Genomic DNA, 19,950 nt, shown 5'->3' with positions numbered 1-19,950 from the left:
ACCGGTCGGTCCCGAATCCTGGTGATCGGCGCCGGGAGTCGGTGCCACTGCATAGACTGCTGGCGCGAACAATCATCCGGCGGGGGACGGGGGTCCCCTCCGCTGTGCTCAGGAGGGGTCATGCACGCGTCTGCCCATGCGCTGTCCGATCGAGGGGATTCGAGGCTGTCCGGCTCACGCCTGCTGCTCCTCCTGATCGCCGGGATCGCTGCGCTGCTCACCCTCGCCGCCTGCGGCGAGGTCGACAGTTCGACCGAGATCTCTGCGGACGGCTCCGGGGTGCAGACCCTCGTCGTCACGGTCTCCGAGAGCGACATGGACAAGATCGACGGAGGCGCGGCGACCGTCGAGTCCACGATCGAGGAGCACAACCCGGGGCTGACCTACCAGGGGATGACGAAGAACGGCACCGACACCGTCTTCACCCTGACTCTCGAGTTCACCGACGCGAAGGACTACGCAGCCAAGGCGCAGCCCGTGCTGGCCGCCGGTGATCTCACGAAGACCGCCGAGGCGACCTTCACGCCGCCGACCCCGCCGTTCAGCTCCGGCTATACCCTCACCCGGAACTTCACCGCCCGCGACCTCACCCGCTGGGCCGTGAAGGCGCTGGTGGACGAGGAGAAGATCGCCGACGCGAGCGAGAGCAGCATCGATGATGCGCTGGATCGGGGCGAGGTCACGGTGACGGTCGACGACGCCGACCTGGAGCGGTCCACGTACCCCAGCACGGATTCCGCCGCCGTCTGGACCAATGCGGAGGCGGTCAGCTTCGACAGCGTGGAGGTGGTGACCGCCGGCGCCGAGGATCCTGCCGCGGACTCCTACCTCCGCACCCTCACCTATGAGCTGCAGCGGGCCACGTACCTGGATGCGAAGGACGACTTCGACGCCTTCTTCGAGGCGGCGACCCCGGAGGGCGGCGAGCTGACGCCCGCAGGGGAGACCGGGACCACCTGGACGATCGTCTTCCCGGCCGGGACCGCCGAGCAGGTGGCGGGGTGGACCGATGCGGCGCTGGCCACCACGGGAAGCGTCTTCTCCGTCGAGGCCGCACCGAACCCCGAGGACCCCTTCTCCATCGACACTCGCGTCGTCGACACCATCGAGTGCACGGTGGCATGCGGGGAGACGGGCCATCTCGAGCAGGGCCTCGAGGTCCCGGTCGGGTTCAGCGGCAGCACGGCCGACGCGCCGGAGGACCCGGCGGCGGCGGGCACGGAGGTGGTCGCGCTCCAGGGCGGCACCGAGCCGCAGGTCTTCACCCGGACCATCGGCTTCCGCACCGCGTCCTACGATCTCGTCGTCGACCGGGACGGCGGAGGGTCGCTCACCATGGCGCTCTCCCTCCCGACAGCGGATGACGAAGTGGTGACTGCGGAGAACATCATCGCCTTCCTGGGTGAGGGCACCGAGCGCTCCGAGGCCGATGGCGTCGTCACCTACACCCGGACGGCAGAGGCCGCAGATTCCGAGGAGTTCCCGGGCGCGCTGCAGAAGCTCGGCTTCGACGGCGCCGAGGGACCGCCCGAGGTCTCCGTGGTCAAGCGCGGCGACGGCGACTTCCAGGTCTCCCTGGCACTGGGAGTGAACGGCACGCTGCACGAGAAGCTGGGCACCGATGCCACCTGGACGATCCGCGGGGAGGGCCTGCGCCCGACCGCGATGCTCCAGGACGAAGCCGGTACCGCCGTCCTCGGCGAGGAGGCCATCACCGTGGACGGCCAGCACGGCGTGCTCCTGGTGTTCTCCGCGGAGCGCACCGGGCTCAGCGCGGTCGTGATCGCCGCGATCCTCATCGTCCTGGCCCTGTTCGGTCTGCTGATCGCAGCCGGCATCGTCGCATTCCTGAACCGGGGGCGGATCAAGGCCCTGCTCGGCGGAGCCGCACAGGAGCCGGCAGCGGTGGACGGCCCCGGGCAGCCCGGCCCCGCTCCGGACCAGCCCTCCGCTGCCCGGACGACCGCGGATGAGCCCCCGCCGGAGACCGATCGCCCCTGAGGTGTCCTCCACAGCGGCCCCCGCATCCAGGGAGCGGGCTGTAATATTCCGTCATTCGGCCCCGATCGTCGGAGTCGTCATGAGGAGCACCAGGAGATCATGAGCGCCGCCAGCGACGCCCCCAGTGACAGTCCCAGGCCTTCGGGCCTGCATCTCATCACTTCCCATGGGGGGATCCGTCCATGGACCTGATCGGTCCCCTCATATCCCTGGCGGTCGGCCTCGTGCTGATCGCCGTCTGCGGCGGTTTCGTCGCCGCCGAGTTCTCCCTGATCACCGTCAACCGCAACGAGGTGGAGGCGGCCGACGCTGCCGGCGACAGACGAGCCGGCGGCGTACTGCAGGGGATGAAGACCCTCTCCACCCAGCTCTCCGGCGCCCAGCTCGGCATCACCGTCACGAACCTGGGGATCGGCTTCCTCGCAGAGCCCGCGATCGCGGCGCTGATCGGCCCCGGCCTGCTCGACGCGGGCCTCGGCCAGGTCGCCGCCCGCTCGATCTCCGTGACCATCGCCCTGGTGCTCGCCACCGGGATGACCATGATCTTCGGCGAGCTGGTCCCCAAGAACCTGGCGATCGCGGAGCCGCTGCGGACCGCGAAGTTCGTGGTCGGCTTCCAGCGGCTGTTCACCACGCTCTTCAGGCTGCCGATCCGCCTGTTCAACGGCAACGCCAACGCCGTGGTGCGCGCCCTCGGCGTCGAACCGCAGGAGGAGCTCAGCTCCGCCCGCAGCGCCGACGAGCTCGCGGTGCTGGTCAAGCGCTCCGCCGACGAGGGTGCGCTCGCCGCGGAGACCGCCTCGCTGGTCCAGCGCACCCTCGCCTTCGGCGACCGACGTGCGCATGACGCGATGGTCCCGCGCGGGCGCATGGACTCCCTCGAGGTCGGCGACTCCGTGGCCGAGCTGCTCGAGCTCGCCCGGATCACCGGTCACTCCCGCTTCCCGGTGCTGGACGACGAGAACGAGATCGCGGGCGTCGCCCACATCCGTCACGGCCTCGCGGTCCCCTTCGACCAGCGACCCACCACCCTCGTCGAGACGGTGATGGGCACGGCCACATTCGTGCCGGACACGGTCCCGCTCGATGACCTGATGGACACCCTGCGCGCCGGCGGCCTGCAGATGGCCGTGGTGGTGGACGAGTTCGGCGACCATGCCGGGCTCATCACCCTCGAGGACCTCGTCGAGGAGATCGTCGGCGAGGTCCGCGACGAGCACGACGAGGAGATGGACGACACCCCCGAGCCCGACGGCTCCTGGGACCTCGACGGCAGGATGCGCCCCGACGAGGCGAGCGAGCGGCTCGGCGTGACCGTGCCCGAGCACGAGGACTACGACACCCTCGGCGGGCTGATCACGATGGAGCTGGGCCGCCTCGCGGAGGTCGGCGACGAGGTGCTGGTGGGCACCGACCCCGCCCCGGGCGAGGAGCCCGCCCGGCTGCGCATCGAGGTCACCGAGGTCGACGGCATGCGGATCGAGACCGTCCACGTGAAGGTCGAGCTCCTCGAGGCCGACGATGCGGACGAGACGGAGGAGAACCGATGAGCACCCCGACCGGCCTCGCCCTCACCCTCCTGCTGCTCCTGCTGAACGCGTTCTTCGTCGGGGCGGAGTTCGCCCTGATCTCCGCCCGCCGCTCGATCATCGAACCGAGGGCCCTCGAGGGACGCTGGGCCGCGAAGGTCACCATCTCCGCGATGGAGCAGGTCTCGCTGATGATGGCCGGGGCGCAGATGGGCATCACCGTCTGCTCGCTCGCGCTCGGCGCGATCAGCGAACCCGCCATCGCGCATCTGATCGACGGGCCGCTGGAGCTGCTCGGCGTCCCGGGCGCCCTCACCCACCCGATCGCCTTCGTGATCGCTCTGGCCCTGGTCACCTACCTGCATGTCGTCTTCGGTGAGATGGTGCCCAAGAACATCGCCCTGGCCGGACCGGAGCGGATGGCGCTGCTCCTCAGCCCGCCCCTGATGGGCATCGTCACCGTGCTCCGGCCCCTGCTGTGGCTGCTGAACGCCTGCGGCAACCTGGTGCTGCGGATGCTCGGGGTCACCCCGAAGGCAGAGGTCACCAGCGTCTTCACCCGCAACGAGGTGGCGGCGATGGTCAGCGAGTCCCGCGAGGGCGGGCTGCTCGAGGACAACGACGAGGCGCTGCTGCTGGGTGCCCTGCGCTTCGAGGCCCGCAGCGTCGCGAACCTGGTGATCCCGCTGGAGGAGATCTCCACCCTGCCCGAGGGCGTCACCGCCGCACAGGCCGAGGCGGCGGCGGTCGAGGGCTATTCCCGTTTCCCGGTCCGTGCCGCTGATGGTCGCCTGACCGGCTACGTCCACATCAAGGACCTGCTGGACTCCGTGCAGGAGCACCGGGAGCAGCCGATCCCGGCCGCCCGCATCCGGGCGCTGCCGGTGGTCGGGGCCGCAGCGCCGCTGCGCCGGGCGCTCGCCTCGATGCAGGACTCCGGAGCACATCTCGGCGCCGCGACCGATGAGGCGGGCACCGTGATCGGCATCGTCACCCTGGAGGACATGCTCGAGGAGCTGGTGGGCCAGATCCGCGACGATTCACGGATCGCCGCATGAGCGGCTCCTCCCTGCCGGGGCCCGCCGAGAATCTGTGGGATGCGGCGGTGCGCCGGGACCCCCAGCACGCCCACCATCATGCCGAGCGCTGGCAGCGCCTGGAGGCCGCCGGCCAGGACATCCACGGCGAGGCCCGCCTGCTCGATGCCATGGCCGGGCGCGGCGCCCGGGTGCTCGACGCCGGCTGCGGCAGCGGACGCCTGGGCGGGTACCTCGCCCGGGCCGGGCACACGGTGACGGGGGTCGACCTCGACCCGCACCTCATCGAGGTCGCCCGTGCGGAGCACCCCGGGGCCCGCTGGGAGGTCGGGAACCTTGCAGCATTGGACCTGCCCGAGCGGTTCGATCTCATCGCCTGCGCAGGGAACGTGCTCACCTTCTTGTCCGCAGCGGAGCGCCGCCCCGCGCTCGCCCGGCTCGCCGCTCACCTCGCACCCGAAGGACGCCTGGTGGTGGGCTTCGGTTTGGACCGCGGCTACGCGGCCGGGGACTTCATGGCCGACGCCGCCGCCGGCGGACTGCGGCTGAGCCAGCGCTTCGGGACCTGGGACCTCCTCCCCGCGCACGATGACTTCCTGGTGGGGATCCTGACCCGCGCGTGACCTCATCGGGCAATATATGGCGATGAGCTCCCTGGCCGACTCCCGCTGGCGCGTGCATCCGATCGGCAAGGCGGCGACGCTCCGCAGGGCCGCTGCGGACGCGATGTTCTGGGGCCTGATGGGCCTGGTGGCCCTGTTCGCGATCGCCCTCCTCAGCGGGATCGTCGCGGAGGAGGTGCTGCCCGAGTCCCAGGCGGCGAGCACCCTGGACCTGGTCACCCGTGCCTCTGTCGTCGGCGACCTCGCCCTGGGGCTGAGCGGACTGCTCGCGTACGGGCTGCTCGGCGCCCTGGAGGGGCCGCTGATGGCGCGAGCCCTGGTGGCGACGATCCGCCGCGGAGCTCCGGAGACGTCGGTGCCGATCCCGTTGCAGTGGGAGGCCGCGCGGGACAGCAGCGCCCGGGCGTACCGGCTCATCGTCATCTGGCTGCTCACGATCGTGGGCCTCTGCTTTCTCATCGTGGTCTTCGCAACGTTCGAGAGCGGTGTCGACCCGGTGGGGCTGGCGATCCTCGGAGGCGGAGCGCTGCTGCTCGCGATGATCTGGGCCGGAATCCCCCTGACCGGGCGGGTCTTCCGCCGGTGGCAGGTGCGGCACTCCGAGGAGCTGGCGCAGTGGTGGACCCAGCCGCACCGGATCCTCGCCGCCGGTCGGGAGCTGACCGCGCAGGGCATCAGCGAGGCGCGGGCGCGGGCCGGGCTGGGCGGGGCCCTACCCGGCCGCGGCACCCGGACGCTCAGCACCGTGCTGGTCACGGTCGCCGCCTTCGCAGCCATGGCCGGGTTGACAGCGTTCGAGATCGTCGTCGCTGTCGCGTATCCCGATGCCACCCGCACCGCCAGCCGGCAGCTGGGCGAGCGCGCGGACCTCGGCCCCGAGGCCGAGCGCATCGTGGACCTGCTGGCCATGGGGATGGGGGCCGCCGGCGGCGTGGCGCTGCTCGCCCTCGCCGGGATCGTGGTCTGCACGATCATCCTCCGCCGGTCGGAGCATCGGGTGCTGCGCCGGGCGCTCGCCGACACCGCTGCCGTCCCCCCGCCGTATGCCCTGCTCCGCCGAGCCATGGCCCCCACCTCACTGGCGATCCTGAAGGTGCTCTTCGCATTCTCCGGGGCCGGTGCCGCGCTCGGCATCGCCCTGTGGTTCGTGGACGCGGTGGCGGAGCTGCCGGACTGGGACCACTACGCCGCAGCCGGCCCGGAGCTGCGGGCCGCCGGCGCGCTCGGGCCGTGGATCGTGCTGGGTTCCCTCACCGTGCTGGCCCTCGGGATCGTGATCTCGAGCGTGCTCGATGCTCGGGACCAGAGCCTGCGGGACGAGCTGGTGCAGCGCTGGCCGGTGCGACCGCTCCCGGAGGACTCCGCAGCGGAGGAACCGGGCAGGCCTGGGGCGAGCGTGCACTGACCTCCTGCGCGTTCGTGCTCACGTGAACGCGCACGTCGCTGATCTCGCGCACCGCGGTGGTGAGCCGCACCACCTTCGCGGGTGTCCTCGCCCTGGCCCCCCTGGCACGGTTACGGTGAGCCCAGCACATCGACGTGTCCCCGGTGCACGTCACCGGGCCCAGAGCAAGGGGCGCCCTGTGAACGCTGATCTCCCGATCCCGCCACCGCTGCCCTCCGCCGCCGGGAAGCTCTCGCCGGGGGCGAGGGGCGCGACGCCTCCGGCCGGTCGCTCCGAGCCCGCCGCCTCCTCTGCCGTCCCGGTCTTCTTCATCTCCGATTCCACCGGCATCAGCGCCGAGACCATGGGCAATGCTCTGCTGCTGCAGTTCCCCACGATCCCCTTCGAGCGGCGGCTGATGCCCTTCGTGCGCACCGTCGAGGAGGCGCGCGAGGTGCGCCGGGACCTGGATGCGGCGATGGACGGCGAGGTCGCCCCGCTGGTGTTCCTGACCGTGGTGGACGAGGCGGTGCGCGAGGAGCTGCGGGCCACCAAGGCGCCGGTGATCGACTTCGTCAGCGGACACCTCGCCCAGCTCGAGGACCGGCTCGGGGTCACCGGCGACCACGCCCCGGCTCGGCTGCACGGGGTGGGGGACTCCCGCCGCTACAACCGCCGCATGCAGGCGGTCGAATTCGCGATCGAGCACGACGACGGCCAGTCCGTGCGGGCGATCGAGAAGGCCGATGTCGTGCTGATCGCGCCGTCCCGCTGCGGCAAGACCCCCACCAGCATGTATCTCGCGCTGATGCACGGGATCTTCGTGGCGAACTACCCGCTGGTGGACGAGGACCTGGCCGGCGAGGTGCTGCCCGCCTCGATCGCCGGCGTCGCCGACCGCTGCTTCGGGCTGCTCATCTCGCCGCAGCGGCTCACGGCGGTGCGCAGGGAGCGCATGCCCGATTCCCGCTACGCCTCGCTCGAACAGACCCGCTGGGAGCTGTCCCGGGCCCGTCGCGTCTATGACGTGCACGGGGTCCCCTTCGTCGACTCCTCGAGCAAGTCCGTCGAGGAGATGTCCACCCTGATCCTCCAATCGCTCGCCCGCCGCGGGACCACCCCGCTCTGAGCACCCACCACTGAAGGAGCACGCCATGACGCAGAGCATCCGCCCGTTCTCCGAGCTCGGCATGTCGGACCTTGAGCAGGTGGGGGGCAAGAACGCCTCCCTCGGCGAGATGGTCTCGAACCTGACCCGGCTCGGGGTCCATGTCCCGACGGCTTCGCCACCACCGCAGAGGCGTATCGCGAGTTCCTCGGCGGAACCGGGCTCGCCCGGCGGATCGAGGAGCGGCTGCAGGGCCTGGACACCGACGACACCATCGCGCTGGCCGAGGCCGGGCGCGAGATCCGCGAGCTGGTCGTCGCCCAGCCGTTCCCCGCCCAGCTGGAGGCGGACATCCGCACCGCCTACGAGCAGCTCGCCGCCGGCAGCGGTGAGGCGGCCTCCTTCGCGGTGCGCTCCTCGGCCACTGCGGAGGACCTGCCCGACGCCTCCTTCGCCGGACAGCAGGAGACCTTCCTGAACGTGCGCGGCATCGACGCGGTGCTCACCGCGATCCGCGAGGTGTTCGCCTCGCTGTACAACGACCGGGCGATCGCCTACCGCGTCCACCACGACTTCGAGCATGCTGCGGTGGCGCTCTCGGCCGGGGTGCAGAAGATGGTCCGCTCCGATCTCGGCTCGGCCGGGGTCATGTTCACCATGGATACCGAATCCGGCTTCGACCAGGCCGTGTTCATCACCTCCGCCTACGGGCTGGGCGAGGGCGTGGTCCAGGGCGCGGTCAACCCCGACGAGTTCTACGTCTACAAGCCGGGCCTGCGGGAGGACCGTCCCGCGATCCTCAAGCGAGCCGTCGGCGAGAAGGCCACCAAGATGGTCTACACCGACGACGCGACCGTCGGCCGCACCACCGAGTTCATCGAGGTGGACCCCGCCGAGCGCACCCGCCTCTCCCTCACCGACCAGCAGGTGACGGACCTCGCGCGTCAGGCGCTGATCATCGAGGAGCACTACGGGCGGCCGATGGACATCGAATGGGGCCTGGACGGCGCCGACGGCGGGCTGTACATCCTCCAGGCCCGCCCCGAGACGGTCCAGTCCCGCTCCGGCAACACGGTCGAGAAGTACATCCTGGCCTCCCGCGGGCCGGTCCGCGCCGAGGGCCGGGCGATCGGCGCCCGGATCGGTGCCGGGCCCGTGCGGGTGCTGGACACGATCGAGCGGATGCACGAGTTCCAGCCCGGAGAGGTGCTGGTCGCCGACATGACCGACCCCGACTGGGAGCCGATCATGAAGCGCGCGAGCGCGATCGTCACCAATCGGGGTGGTCGCACCTGCCATGCGGCGATCATCGCCCGTGAGCTGGGGATCCCGGCCGTGGTCGGCACCGGCACCGCCACCGAGGTGCTGGCCGACGGCGAGGAGGTCACGGTCTCCGCCGCAGAGGGCGACACCGGCTTCGTCTACGAGGGGCTGCTGGACTTCACCATCTCCTCCTCCGAGGTCGACTCGATGCCGCCGCTGCGCACGAAGATCATGATGAACGTGGGCAACCCCGAGCAGGCCTTCGGCTTCTCCCGGCTGCCGCACGCCGGGGTGGGCCTGGCGCGCCTCGAGTTCATCGTGAACCGCCAGATCGGCATCCATCCCCGGGCCCTGCTGGAGCTGGACCGGCTGGAGCATGAGCAGCCGGAGATCGCGCAGCAGGTGCACGAGAAGATCGCCGCCTACGCCTCCCCGCGCGAGTACTTCGTCCAGCGCGTCGCCGAGGGTGTGGCCACCATCGCGGCGGCTTTCGCGCCGGAGCCGGTGATCGTGCGGATGAGCGACTTCAAGTCCAACGAGTACGCGAACCTGCTGGCCGGGACCCTGTTCGAGCCCGAGGAGGAGAACCCGATGATCGGGTACCGCGGCGCCTCCCGCTACCTCTCGAAGGATTTCGCGGAGTGCTTCGCGATGGAGTGCGAGGCGCTGCGCTACGTGCGCGAGGACATGGGCCTGACCAACGTGAAGCTCATGATCCCCTTCGTGCGCACCCCCGCCGAGGGCAAGGGAGTCATCGAGCTGATGGCCACCCACGGCCTGGTCCGGGGGGGAAGGACCTGCAGGTCATCATGATGTGCGAGATCCCCTCGAACGCCGCCACCCCGGAGCTGTTCCTCGAGCACTTCGACGGCTTCTCGATCGGCTCGAACGACATGACCCAGCTGACCCTCGGCCTGGACCGTGACTCGGCGCTGGTCGCGGACGCCTTCGACGAGCGGGACCCGGCGGTGAAGTTCATGCTCTCCCGCGCGATCGAGGCCTGCCGCGCGGCGGGGAAGTACGTGGGCATCTGCGGGCAGGGCCCCTCCGACCACCCCGACCTCGCCGAATGGCTGCTGGACCAGGGCATCGCCTCGATGTCCCTGAACCCGGACACCGTCGTGGACACCTGGCTCAAGCTCGCCGCGCAGGGCGGTGGAGAGGTCTCCTGAGCGGGTCAGTCGTCCTCGTGCACCCGCTGCAGCTCATTCGTGTGGGTGCTGGGGCTGTCGTGGCTCTCGGCGCCGGGGACGTTGGTGACGGTGGTCAGCAGGAACACGGAGTCGTCGAGCGCCTCGACCGAGTGCCGGTGATGGGTCAGCTCCTCGATGGTCCCGGTCTCGAGGGTCACGGTCTCCTGCCCGGTGACCTTCACCCGGCCGCGGATCATCTGGATGGACGCGGCGGGCGGGGAGTTGTGCTCGGACAGCCGCATGCCCTGCAGCAGCGCGATGATGGTCTGACGCAGCGGTCCGTCGTTGACCAGCAGCTCGGCGTGCCGACCGTGCTCCGACTTGCGGGCCCGGTCCAGGGTCGTGGTGATCGCGTCGAACAGGGCAGCCATGGGAACCTCCAGGTGAGCGGTGATCGTCCCTGCCCAGTATCCGTCAGTCGCCCGGTTCCGTCAGGCCCGTCGCGGATTCCTTCGCGAGGTCCAGCATCGCCCGCTCGCTGACGCCGAGCACCCGGGCGGCGGCGACGACGTCCCGGAACTCCGGCTCCCGCCGCACCACGGCGCCCCCGGCGTCGCGGGCGATCTTCACCGCGATCCGCTGTCCCTGCACCTCGATCTCGGTGAACTCGCGGGTGCGGATCACCCGTTCCACCCGATGCCGGCGCACGCCGAGGCTGCCGGTGCGGTCCATCAGCAGTGCGGAGAGCTCGGTCTCCGCTCCCTCACGGACCAGGGCGTGGACCGTCACCGCCGGGCGGCCGTGCTTCATGATGATCGGGGTCAGCCAGGCGTCGAGCGCCCCGTGCTCGAGCAGTGCATCGACCACGCCGGGCCAGAGCCGGGGATCGAGGTCGTCGACGTTCGCCTCGAGCTGGAGGGCCGCGGCCGGGGTGTCGTGCGCATCGGCGGCGAAGGCTGCGCCGGAACGGCCCACCAGCACGCGCACCACGTTCGGTCGGCCAGGGGTGTCCTTGGTGCCGGCTCCGACCCCCAGGGCCTCGGTCAGCAGCGAGGGCTGCGGGCCGGAGGTGCTCGTCAGCCCGCGCAGCAGCGCGACGCCGGTGGGGGTGGCGAGCTCCCCGATGCCGGGGGCGACCCCCGCCGGGACCCGTCGGCCGCCGTGCTCATGGGGCCCGCCCTGGGCGTGGGCGGGAAGGGCCGCATCGGAGTCCGGGGCTTCGACGGGATGCGGGTGCGGGTGCGGGTGGGCGTGGTCGTGATCGTGGCTGGGGGCGTGGCCGCGGGGAGGCAGCAGCTCACCGGCGACCGTCGGCCAGCCGAGCGCGAGGCGCGCCACCGCCGGGACCGGCACCGGGATGTCGCCGTGGGCGGCGCGGATGCGACCGGAGCCGACGGCGATCACGCTGCCGGCGCCTTCGGTGATGCCGAGCTGGCGCCAGGCCTCGCAGGCCCCGATCACGTCGGCCAGGGAGTCCAGTGCGCCGACCTCGTGGAAGTGGACCTCGTCGGCCGGGACCCCGTGGGTCGCGCCCTCGGCCTCGGCGAGACGGCCGAACACCGCGAGCGAGAGGTCGATCGTGCGGGCCGGGACCTCGGCGTTCCCGCGGGAACACTCCAGCAGCTGCCGGATCGAGGCCCAGGTGCGGTGCGGCGGGTCCTCGACCAGCACGTCCACGTCGATCTTCACCGCCCGCTGCCCGCCGCGATCCACGGAGGAACGGGTGAAGCGGACCGAGTCCGGGACCAGGGCGTCCAGCACCCGCTGCACCCCATCGAGATCGGCGCCGGCATCGATCAGAGCGGCCAGCAGCATGTCACCGGCGATGCCCGCGGTCGCATCGATATAGGCGAGACGGGCAGGGGCGGAGGAAGTCGGAGCCATGCCCACGATCGTAGAGCGGGATGCGCCAGCCGGTCGCGGCCTGGCCCGGTGTTGCCGTGGGCGGTGCCCTGCGTCAGGCATCATGCCCTCATGAGCTCGCACGCCCCCGTCGCCCGCTTCGACGACATCGTCGCGGGCCGCAGCCTGCAGTTCGGTCGGGCCGAGCGGGTGATCAGCGCGTGGCGCCCGGAGGAGGTGCGGCCTGCGCTCGACGCCGTCCAGGAGGCGGTCGCCGGCGGTGCCTGGGCCTTCGGGATGGTGGCCTATGAGGCCGCTGTGGGGCTGGATCCGGCGGCTCGCGTGCGGGCGCCGCAGGAGGGGCTGCCGCTGGTGTGGTTCGGGATCGCCGACGCCCCGGACGAGCAGGCGCCGCCGCTGACCACGGGGGAGGGATTCGAGGTCACGCCCTGGATCCCGGACTGGTCTGCGGCGCAGCACGCACAGCGCGTGGAGGCGGTGCGGGCGGCGATCGCCGAGGGCGATACCTACCAGTGCAACCTCACCACGCGCTTGCGCGCCTCCTTCCGCGGCGATGCCTTCGGGCTCTATGGGGAGCTCGCCCACCGCCAGCGCGGCGGGCATCACGCCTTCCTGGACCTGGGCCGGCACACCGTGGTCAGCGCGAGCCCGGAATCCTTCCTCGGCTGGGAGGACGGCTGGCTGCGCACCGCCCCGATGAAGGGCACCGCCGCTCGGGCCGGAGCCCCGAGGAAGATCACGCGGCCCGGGAGGCGCTGCGGGCGAGCGAGAAGGACCGCGCCGAGAACGTGATGATCGTGGACCTGCTGCGCAACGACCTGGCGCGGGTGTGCGAGGCGGGAAGCGTGCAGGTCACCGAGCTGCTGTCCACCGAGGAGTACCCGACGTTGTGGCAGTTGACCTCCCGGATCGAAGGCCGTGCCTGCTCCGGGGCCGAGCTCGCCGGCGTGTTCGAGGCGCTGTTCCCCTGCGGCTCGATCACCGGCGCCCCCAAGCTGTCCACCATGGAGCTGATCACCGAGCTCGAGGACTCCCCGCGCGGCGTCTACTGCGGCGCGATCGGGTATCTCGCTCCCGGGCCGGAGCCGCGGGCGCACTTCAGTGTCGGGATCCGCACCGTGGTGATCGACGGGGCCGACGGTTCCGCGGTCTACGGCGCGGGCGGTGGGATCACCTGGGCTTCCACCGCTGCGGGGGAGTACGAGGAGCTGCTGGTCAAGGCCGCGGTGCTGCCGGTGGGGGCGCGGGAGCCGTTCGCCCTGCTGGAGACCTTCGCAGTCCTCGATGGCGTCGCCCAGCACCTCGAGGAGCATCTGCAGCGGCTGCTCGACTCAGCGGCGCACTTCGGGATCCCCGTCGACCGCGAGCAGGTGGAGACGGCTGTGCTGGCCGCCGTCGCAGAGGCCGGAGCCGACGCTGTGCTGCTGCGCCTGGCGCTGCGGGGGGACGGCTCGCTCGAGGCCTCTTCGCGGCCGCTGGCGGCGGCGGAAGGGCCGGTGCGGCTCGCGCTGGATACCGTGCGCACGTCCTTCCCGAGCGGGCTCAGCGCTCATAAGACCACCGTGCGGGAGCACTTCACCGCGGCACGCGAACGCCATCCCGGCGCGGACGACGTGGTGCTGCTCGGCGAGCACGGCCGGGCCGTCGAGACCACCATCGCGACCCTCGCGGCGCGGATCGACGGCATCTGGTGCACGCCGCCGTCGGCCGACGGCTGCCTGGCCGGGGTGGGGCGGCGGCTCGCGATCGAGCGGGACGAGCTGGTGGAGCAGCAGCTGACGGCCCAGCAGGTGCGAGGCGCTGAGGAGCTCGCGGTGCTCAGCTCGGCCCGCGGCTGGCGTCCCGCCGTGCTGGTGGCAGAGCCCGCCACGACCATGGGGACTACTCCCCATTCCTCTCACCCACCGCCCGACCTAAGCTCCTGACCAGGGCCGCACCGCAGCGCCCACGGGCACACGGGGAGGGCGCGCATGACAGCCGATGACACGACGATGGAGCACCGCCCGCGGATCACCTCGTTGCCGGGGGACGCGCGGCTGGTGCGGATCTCTGAACCTTCCTGGGCCTGGGTGCGGGCCATCGCGCTCGAGCAGGAGCCGCCGGCTGAGATCACCGAGGAGCAGATCGTCGAGCTCGAGCTCGTGGGCCTGCTGATCGATGCGCCGGGCAAGGAGGGCGGTCTGGTCATCGACCCGCACTGGCAGCACTTCCTGCGCTCCGCGCTGAGCTCGCCCGTCGGCATCGAGCTGGTGTGCGTCGACGGCGACCGGGCCTGGACCACCCGGATCCGCATCGCCGGCCGCGTGGTGGCGATCATCGACCAGTCCCGCGAGGTCACCGCCGATGCGGAGACGATGCAGCTCGGGCGCCGCGCGGACGCCGTGATCCTGGGCCTGACCACGATCGAGCACCTCAGCGAGACCTTCGAGGCGCTGGTCCCGCAGCGCCCCGCCTTCACCGCCGCCGATCCCGCCCCGGCCCCGGCCGGGCTGGCCGACGCTCCCGCCCTCGCGGAGGTGCAGATGCTCGTCATCGCCTCCCCCACCCCGGAGCAGACCGTCATCAGCGGCGGCTCCTGGTACGCCTATGGGCAGGACGGCGAGCAGCTCGCGGTGCTGGTGCCCGGGGAGGACGGCGCCGAGGCCCGCGAGCTCGACCCCGGCTCCCTCACCGCAGCGATGCGCGCGAAGGTGATCGCGGCGATCGGCCATGTCACCGCCCATTCCACCGCCCACGCGGCCGGGAGCGCCGCCTGATGACCTTCTATGGGATGGACACCGAGCAGGTCCTGGGCGAATCCGACGCCCTCGAGCAGGCCGCGCGCCGCCTCGAGGAGGTGCTCGGCGGGCTGGAGTCCAGCGTGCACGGCGTGGCCTGGGCAGGGCCCGACGCCGAGGCGTTCCGTGAGCAGTGGGACGCCACCCACCGCCGCGGTGAGAGCATCGTGCTGCCGGGACTGGGGGAGCGCTCCCGAGAGCTGCAACAGCACGTCGAGGAGCAGGACGACGCCTCCTCCGCGGGAGAAGACGGCTGGTTCCAGGACGCAATGGACTGGCTGCGCGACACCGGAGGGGACCTCGTCGACGGGATCCGTGACGGGATCGGCTGGCTCGGGGACCGGGTCTCGGACGGCAAGGACTGGCTCGGGAACCGCATCTCCGACGGGATCGGCTGGCTCGGTGATCGGGTGCAGGACGGCCGTGACCTGGTCAGCAACGCTCTCGATGCGATTCGGGAGTTCCGCTGGCCGCGCCTGACCGAGGTGGTGGTCGACGGCCTGACGGGGCTGGTTCGCGGCACCGGGGACGCCATCGAGCGGCTCACCGGCACCGACCTCAAATGGGCAGACGACGGCACCGGCTACGCCGACGCCCCGGTGGCCGTGACTCCCGAGGAGTCAGGACTGGTCCCGCCCAGCGACCTCGCCCAGATCATCGCCAACACCAATCAGACCTATGGGCCCGAGGAGACCGGAGAGGTCTCGATGTCCGTGGTCGGCAACCCGCCCACCGGGGTCATCGTGAACATCCCCGGCACCGAGCACTGGATGCCCGATGCCGGCGACAACCCCCTGGACCTCACCGGCAACGCCGAGCAGGCCGGTTCCCACGGTTCCTCCGCCGGATCGCAGGCCACCGCCGACGCGATCGCGCAGCTCTACCAGCAAAGCGGCATCCCGCGGAAGATCCCGCTGATGCTCAACGGCCACTCCCAGGGCGGCATGATCGCCTCCAGCCTCGCTGCGGACCAGGCCTTCTCCTCACAGTTCAACGTCACCAACGTGATGACCTATGGCTCCCCGGTGGACAACTATGACGTGTCCGGCAGCGTGAACCAGCTGAACATCCAGCATGGCGGTGACCTGGTGCCGAAGATCGATGCCGGGGGGTTCGCGCTGGGCCCGGGCGGAGGCGGGTCCGAGGCTGCCACCAACGTCACCCTGGACAGCCCTGGCGCGCACCCCTTCGACATCGGCACCAACCACAGCAGCTCCGAATACCAGAACTCGGTGGAGACCTCGCTGCAGGACCCGAACTCCCAGCTCTCGCAGTACTCGCAGGATGCGAGCCTGCAGCCCTTCCTCACCGGGGACCCGGAGAACGTCCAGCACTACACCTCTGGCCTGCACCGCGATAACTGACCTCGCAGGCGAGTGCTCAGATGGTGAATGATGGACCGATGACAGGCAGTGCCATCGGTCGCAGAGGAGTGCTCGTGGGGATCATCGCCAGCCTGCTCACCGCCTGCGGGCTGGGTGGGCGCAGCGACGCCGCCGCCGTCCAGGAGGCATTGCGGGTCGCCGTGGAGGCGCTGCCGGAGCACCGCACCGGGAAGGTGCAGTTCCAGGACTCGAACTCCGCCGGCACCACCATCAGCGGGGTGCTGGTGCTGGCCGGGCGGGATCGCGCGCAGATCGAGCAGTCGCTGCTCGTGGTCCTGGAGGCGGTGAGCGACACCTACGACCAGCAGCCGGGGGTGCGGACGGCCTTCGTGCGGATCGAGGCGCATCCCGAGGGGGATCGCGCTACCCGGGTGATGAGCGCCGACGCGGTCGCACCGAGCTCCGGCGCGAACACCACCACCGAGGACCTCACCGCATACTTCGCGGAATGAGCCCCGCCCCACCGACCACGGGAGACCCCATGGCCCACGCCCTCGACCCCACCAAGGCCCTGCACACCTGGTCCCTGTTCCGGACCATGGGCCGCTTCGTCGCCCCCGGGTCCGCCCCGTCGGGAGTGCTCGTCGAGAACGACGCCGCAGGCGGACTGGACCTGCTCGAGCTGCCCGGGCAGCTCGCCGCCCACGGGTTCACCAGCGCCCAGCTGTGCCACTTCTACCTGCCCCGCACCGAGCCCGCTTACCTCGCCGAGCTGCGCGACGGGTTCGCGACGGCCGGAGTGGATCTCGAGTGCTTCTTGGTGGACGACGGGGACGTGGTCCATCCAGAGCACGGCGAGGACCAGCAGCGGTGGGTCTCGGGCTGGATCGAGGTCGCCGAGCAGCTGGGCGCCGCCCGGGTGCGGGTCCCCGCAGGGGATCAGGCACCGACGCCGGAGACGCTCGCGCTCAGCGCGCATCGGCTGCGCGCCCTCGCTGCAGCGCATCCGGACATCCGGATGCTCACCGAGAACTGGAAGTCGCTGCTGCGCGACGCCCCCACCACCCGGACGCTGCTGGACCTGCTCGAGGGCGAGGCGGGCCTGCTCATCGACACCGGCAACTGGGACGGTGCAGACAAATACGACCAGCTCGCGGCGGTCGCCGGGCAGGCGGAATGCTCCCAGATCAAGGCCCGCGAATTAGCTCCGGGCGTGCTCGACGCCGAGGACCTCGCCCGCTCGCTGGTGACGCTGCGCGAGGCCGGCTATGCCGGTCGGCTCTCGCTCGTCTACGCCGGCACGGACGATGACGAATGGGGCCGGCTCGAGCAGATGCACGAGATCGTGCGCACCGTCACCGGCTGAGGAGCACCCGGCTAGCTGCCGGCGAGGGTGAGGAACTCCTGGCGTGAGCGGGGGTCGCTGCGCAGCGTCCCCAGCAGCGAGGACGTGACTGTCGAGGAGCCGGTCGCCTGCACGCCGCGCAGCGTCATGCAGGAATGCTCCGCACGCAGCACCACACCCACCGCGGTGGGATCCAGCTGCTCCTGCAACCACAGGGCCACCTGGCGGGTCAGCCGTTCCTGGGTCTGCGGACGGCAGGCGAAGTGCTCGACCACCCGGGCGAGCTTCGACAAGCCCAAGATCCGCTCACCGGGCAGGTAGGCGACGCAGGCGGTGCCGACGAAGGGCAGCAGATGATGCTCGCACACCGAACGAAAGGGGATGTCCCGGGCGAGGACCAGCTCGTCATATCCCTCGTCGTTGGGGAAGGTGGTGGCGTCGAACTCGCGCGGGGTGAGCATTTCCGCCCAGGCCTTGGCCATTCGGCCGGGGGTGGCACGCAGATTCTCGGTCTCGGTCTCGATGCCCAGCGCTCGCAGGAAGCTGGCGGCGGCGTCCTCCGCCGCCGCCAGATCCCGTGAGGTCTCGTCGGCCACGTGGGCGGTCACGCCCCCGCCTCGACCTGCGGGCGGTCGTAGGTGCGGGAGAGCAGGCCCAGGGCGATGGCCGCGACCAGCAGGCCGACATCGCGCAGGGCGACGTCGTAGAACCCGGAGTAGGTCAGGAGGTTCACGATGATGCCGGCGAGCCATGCGGCGACCACCCAGGCGGCCAGGCGGGGCCGGAGAGCGACGGCGATCCCGGCAACGATCTCGATCACGCCGATGACATACATGGCCGTCTGCGCGCTGACGGGCAGGAGGGCGACCATCCACGGCGCGAGGTACCCGGGCCAGTCGGTGAGCAGGTTGGTGAACTTGTCCAGCCCCATCAGCAGGGGGAGCACGACGAAGCCCAGTCGCAGCACCCAGAACGCCGCGAAGGCGGGCTCCTGGCGGGCACGGGTGAGGAGGGACGTGGAGGGGGAGGGGGAGAGGACAGACATGACGGAACTCCTTCTAGAACCAGATGAATCTAGTTTTAGAATCCACCGTCCCACCCTGTTTGTCAAGAACGCTTGGTGATAGAGTTTCGGGCATGGACGAGGAGAGTCATGAACAGTGAGGCTGGGGCCGGGACTGACGGCCTCCAAGGACTGAGCGCGCTCGCGGACCCGGTGCGGCGACGGCTGTACGACGCGATCGCAGCCCACGACGAACCGCTCACCCGCGACGACGCCGCACGAGAGGTGGGGATGGCGCGGAATCTCGCGGCCTACCACCTCGACCGGCTCGTCGAGGCGGGTCTGCTGACCACCACCTATGCCCGCCCGCCCGGCGTCGGCGGTCCTGGAGCGGGACGGCCCGCCAAGCGCTATCACCGGGTCCGGGAGGAGCGCACGGTCTCCGTGCCACCGCGCGACTACGCGCTGCTGGCCGACCTGCTCGCGACCGCGATCGACGGGGACGGCAGTGGTGCGCTGCGCCGCGCCCTCATGCAGGCCGCCGAGGCGGAGGGGCGCGCCGCCGGCGCCGGGGGCCGCGAACTGATGGAGGTGCTCGCCGAGCGGGGCTATGAGCCGGCTGTGGATGCGGAGGGGGACATCGTCCTGCGCAACTGCCCCTTCCATCGGCTCAGCCGCACCCACACCGAGCTGGTGTGCACGCTGAACCAGGCCCTGCTGGGCAGCACCCTGGAGACCAGGGGAGAGGATCCCGCACGAGCGGAGCTGTGCCCCCATGAGGGCCGGTGCTGCGTGGTGATCCGGACCGAGGCGTCGGCCGCACAGAAGGGCCTAGCCGGTCTCAGCGGGTGATGTCGACCCGGCCCACCCAGGAGATCGGGGAGACCCGGCCCTCCTCCAGCTGGTACTGGCAGCCGACGATGCCGAGCTCACCGGCGGCGACCGCGTCGGAGATGACCTTCGACTGCCGCATCAGGGCGTTGATGGTCTCGTCGAGATGGCGCCGCCCCACCGCATCCGCATCGATCAGCTCGGGGTCCACGTAGGGGCTGAGCTGCTGGGAGGCGAACCACTCCTGCTGCACCGCAGGCTGGATCGATTCGAGCTCCTTGCGGATCGCCGGGGTGACCTCGCTCGGCGCGGCCGTGGTCTGGTCGATCGCCGCGGCGACAGCGCCGCAGGAGGCATGGGCGAGCACCACGATCACCGCGACGCCCAGCTCTGCCACCGCGAACTCCATGGTCGCGGTGGTGTTCGCGTTCGCGATCTGGCCGATGTTGCGCACCACGAACAGGTCACCCAGCCCGCAGTCGAAGAGGATCTCCGCCGCCACCCGGGAATCCGAGCAGCCCAGGAACGCCGCATTCGGCGCCTGGCTGCCGCGCAGCTCGCTGCGCCGGGCCGCATTCTGCTGCGGATGGTTCAGATCCCCTGCCATGAAGCGTTCGTTGCCTTCGACGAGTGCATCCCAGGCCTGCTGGACGGTCACGCGGGGAGAGGTCATGGCGGAGATTCCTTCGGGAGAGCCGGCGGGCCGGCGGCTGCCGACCCCGTCGCAG

The 19,950-nt window shown here is 71.2% G+C and carries 17 protein-coding genes and 2 pseudogenes; 14 read left to right on the top strand and 5 right to left on the bottom strand.

Annotated features, from left to right (window positions below):
• Positions 1-120: 120 nt before the first annotated feature.
• The 7 genes and pseudogenes from CFK39_RS08035 (at position 121) to ppsA (ending at position 10,117) form a co-directional block, all read left to right on the top strand.
• On the top strand, positions 121-2,001 hold the full coding sequence (locus CFK39_RS08035) for a hypothetical protein (RefSeq protein WP_089065036.1): 1,881 nt from the start codon (positions 121-123) through the stop codon (positions 1,999-2,001).
• 182 nt (positions 2,002-2,183) lie between these two features.
• Positions 2,184-3,551, top strand: a complete 1,368-nt coding sequence (locus tag CFK39_RS08030) for a hemolysin family protein (RefSeq protein WP_089065035.1) — start codon at positions 2,184-2,186, stop codon at positions 3,549-3,551.
• Positions 3,548-4,588: a hemolysin family protein gene (locus CFK39_RS08025; RefSeq protein WP_089065034.1), complete on the top strand. Its 1,041-nt coding sequence runs from the start codon at positions 3,548-3,550 to the stop codon at positions 4,586-4,588. The genes CFK39_RS08030 and CFK39_RS08025 overlap by 4 nt, the downstream gene beginning before the upstream one ends.
• Entirely contained in the window at positions 4,585-5,190 is a 606-nt protein-coding gene (locus CFK39_RS08020; RefSeq protein ID WP_089065033.1) for a class I SAM-dependent methyltransferase, read from the top strand. The genes CFK39_RS08025 and CFK39_RS08020 overlap by 4 nt, the downstream gene beginning before the upstream one ends.
• Positions 5,191-5,212: 22 nt before the next feature.
• Positions 5,213-6,595: a hypothetical protein gene (locus CFK39_RS08015; protein WP_157697112.1), complete on the top strand. Its 1,383-nt coding sequence runs from the start codon at positions 5,213-5,215 to the stop codon at positions 6,593-6,595.
• Between the two features lie 178 nt (positions 6,596-6,773).
• Positions 6,774-7,703: a pyruvate, water dikinase regulatory protein gene (locus CFK39_RS08010; RefSeq protein WP_089065031.1), complete on the top strand. Its 930-nt coding sequence runs from the start codon at positions 6,774-6,776 to the stop codon at positions 7,701-7,703.
• 25 nt (positions 7,704-7,728) lie between these two features.
• Positions 7,729-10,117 (top strand): annotated as a pseudogene (ppsA, locus tag CFK39_RS08005) (phosphoenolpyruvate synthase).
• Between the two features lie 5 nt (positions 10,118-10,122).
• Here the strand turns inward: ppsA and CFK39_RS08000 are convergent.
• Both CFK39_RS08000 and larC read right to left on the bottom strand, forming a co-directional pair.
• On the bottom strand, positions 10,123-10,509 hold the full coding sequence (locus CFK39_RS08000) for a cupin domain-containing protein (RefSeq protein ID WP_089065030.1): 387 nt from the start codon (positions 10,507-10,509) through the stop codon (positions 10,123-10,125).
• Between the two features lie 43 nt (positions 10,510-10,552).
• On the bottom strand, positions 10,553-11,962 hold the full coding sequence (gene larC, locus CFK39_RS07995) for a nickel pincer cofactor biosynthesis protein LarC (protein ID WP_089065029.1): 1,410 nt from the start codon (positions 11,960-11,962) through the stop codon (positions 10,553-10,555).
• Between the two features lie 90 nt (positions 11,963-12,052).
• Here larC and CFK39_RS17475 point away from each other — a divergent pair.
• The 6 genes and pseudogenes from CFK39_RS17475 to CFK39_RS07970 form a co-directional block, all read left to right on the top strand.
• Positions 12,053-13,101: pseudogene (locus tag CFK39_RS17475) on the top strand (chorismate-binding protein); the annotation flags it as partial.
• A 66-nt stretch (positions 13,102-13,167) separates the two neighbouring features.
• Positions 13,168-13,866 carry an aminotransferase class IV gene (locus CFK39_RS17470; RefSeq protein ID WP_420836216.1) on the top strand — a complete coding sequence of 233 codons (699 nt, stop codon included), beginning with the start codon at positions 13,168-13,170 and terminating at the stop codon, positions 13,864-13,866.
• 45 nt (positions 13,867-13,911) lie between these two features.
• Positions 13,912-14,697, top strand: a complete 786-nt coding sequence (locus CFK39_RS07985; RefSeq protein WP_089065028.1) for a hypothetical protein — start codon at positions 13,912-13,914, stop codon at positions 14,695-14,697.
• Entirely contained in the window at positions 14,697-16,082 is a 1,386-nt protein-coding gene (locus CFK39_RS07980; RefSeq protein ID WP_089065027.1) for an alpha/beta hydrolase family protein, read from the top strand. The genes CFK39_RS07985 and CFK39_RS07980 overlap by 1 nt, the downstream gene beginning before the upstream one ends.
• Positions 16,083-16,120: 38 nt before the next feature.
• Entirely contained in the window at positions 16,121-16,555 is a 435-nt protein-coding gene (locus CFK39_RS07975) for a hypothetical protein (protein WP_245822361.1), read from the top strand.
• A gap of 29 nt (positions 16,556-16,584) precedes the next feature.
• Positions 16,585-17,409, top strand: a complete 825-nt coding sequence (locus tag CFK39_RS07970) for a sugar phosphate isomerase/epimerase family protein (RefSeq protein ID WP_089065025.1) — start codon at positions 16,585-16,587, stop codon at positions 17,407-17,409.
• A gap of 11 nt (positions 17,410-17,420) precedes the next feature.
• On the opposite strand, the gene folE is transcribed toward CFK39_RS07970, so the two are convergent.
• Complete coding sequence (gene folE / locus CFK39_RS07965) at positions 17,421-17,996, bottom strand: GTP cyclohydrolase I FolE (protein ID WP_089065024.1); 576 nt, start codon at positions 17,994-17,996, stop codon at positions 17,421-17,423.
• A complete protein-coding gene (locus CFK39_RS07960) occupies positions 17,993-18,433 on the bottom strand; it encodes a DoxX family membrane protein (RefSeq protein ID WP_089065023.1) in 441 nt (146 codons plus the stop codon). Before CFK39_RS07960 ends, folE begins: the two co-directional genes overlap by 4 nt.
• 108 nt (positions 18,434-18,541) lie before the next feature.
• Between CFK39_RS07960 and CFK39_RS07955 the strand changes: the two genes are divergently transcribed.
• Complete coding sequence (locus CFK39_RS07955) at positions 18,542-19,243, top strand: helix-turn-helix domain-containing protein (protein WP_089065022.1); 702 nt, start codon at positions 18,542-18,544, stop codon at positions 19,241-19,243.
• Here the strand turns inward: CFK39_RS07955 and CFK39_RS07950 are convergent.
• On the bottom strand, positions 19,233-19,895 hold the full coding sequence (locus tag CFK39_RS07950; RefSeq protein WP_089065021.1) for a carbonic anhydrase: 663 nt from the start codon (positions 19,893-19,895) through the stop codon (positions 19,233-19,235). The genes CFK39_RS07955 and CFK39_RS07950 overlap by 11 nt on opposite strands.
• Positions 19,896-19,950: the final 55 nt, after the last annotated feature.

Origin of the sequence: Brachybacterium avium (assembly GCF_002216795.1) — a bacterium.
GTDB classification, from domain to species: domain Bacteria; phylum Actinomycetota; class Actinomycetes; order Actinomycetales; family Dermabacteraceae; genus Brachybacterium; species Brachybacterium avium.
This window is presented reverse-complemented; position numbering and strand designations above follow the sequence as displayed.

What these genes read in the sequence shown, in the direction of transcription:
- larC (WP_089065029.1), bottom strand. Translation starts at nt 11,962, where the DNA reads ATGGCTCCGACTTCCTCCGCCCCTGCCCGTCTCGCCTATATCGATGCG.
- CFK39_RS07955 (WP_089065022.1), top strand. Translation starts at nt 18,542, where the DNA reads ATGAACAGTGAGGCTGGGGCCGGGACTGACGGCCTCCAAGGACTGAGC.
- CFK39_RS07970 (WP_089065025.1), top strand. Translation starts at nt 16,585, where the DNA reads ATGGCCCACGCCCTCGACCCCACCAAGGCCCTGCACACCTGGTCCCTG.
- CFK39_RS08030 (WP_089065035.1), top strand. Translation starts at nt 2,184, where the DNA reads ATGGACCTGATCGGTCCCCTCATATCCCTGGCGGTCGGCCTCGTGCTG.
- CFK39_RS08025 (WP_089065034.1), top strand. Translation starts at nt 3,548, where the DNA reads ATGAGCACCCCGACCGGCCTCGCCCTCACCCTCCTGCTGCTCCTGCTG.
- CFK39_RS07950 (WP_089065021.1), bottom strand. Translation starts at nt 19,895, where the DNA reads ATGACCTCTCCCCGCGTGACCGTCCAGCAGGCCTGGGATGCACTCGTC.
- CFK39_RS07960 (WP_089065023.1), bottom strand. Translation starts at nt 18,433, where the DNA reads ATGTCTGTCCTCTCCCCCTCCCCCTCCACGTCCCTCCTCACCCGTGCC.
- CFK39_RS07985 (WP_089065028.1), top strand. Translation starts at nt 13,912, where the DNA reads ATGACAGCCGATGACACGACGATGGAGCACCGCCCGCGGATCACCTCG.
- CFK39_RS08000 (WP_089065030.1), bottom strand. Translation starts at nt 10,509, where the DNA reads ATGGCTGCCCTGTTCGACGCGATCACCACGACCCTGGACCGGGCCCGC.
- CFK39_RS08035 (WP_089065036.1), top strand. Translation starts at nt 121, where the DNA reads ATGCACGCGTCTGCCCATGCGCTGTCCGATCGAGGGGATTCGAGGCTG.
- CFK39_RS08020 (WP_089065033.1), top strand. Translation starts at nt 4,585, where the DNA reads ATGAGCGGCTCCTCCCTGCCGGGGCCCGCCGAGAATCTGTGGGATGCG.
- CFK39_RS07980 (WP_089065027.1), top strand. Translation starts at nt 14,697, where the DNA reads ATGACCTTCTATGGGATGGACACCGAGCAGGTCCTGGGCGAATCCGAC.
- CFK39_RS07975 (WP_245822361.1), top strand. Translation starts at nt 16,121, where the DNA reads ATGACAGGCAGTGCCATCGGTCGCAGAGGAGTGCTCGTGGGGATCATC.
- CFK39_RS08015 (WP_157697112.1), top strand. Translation starts at nt 5,213, where the DNA reads ATGAGCTCCCTGGCCGACTCCCGCTGGCGCGTGCATCCGATCGGCAAG.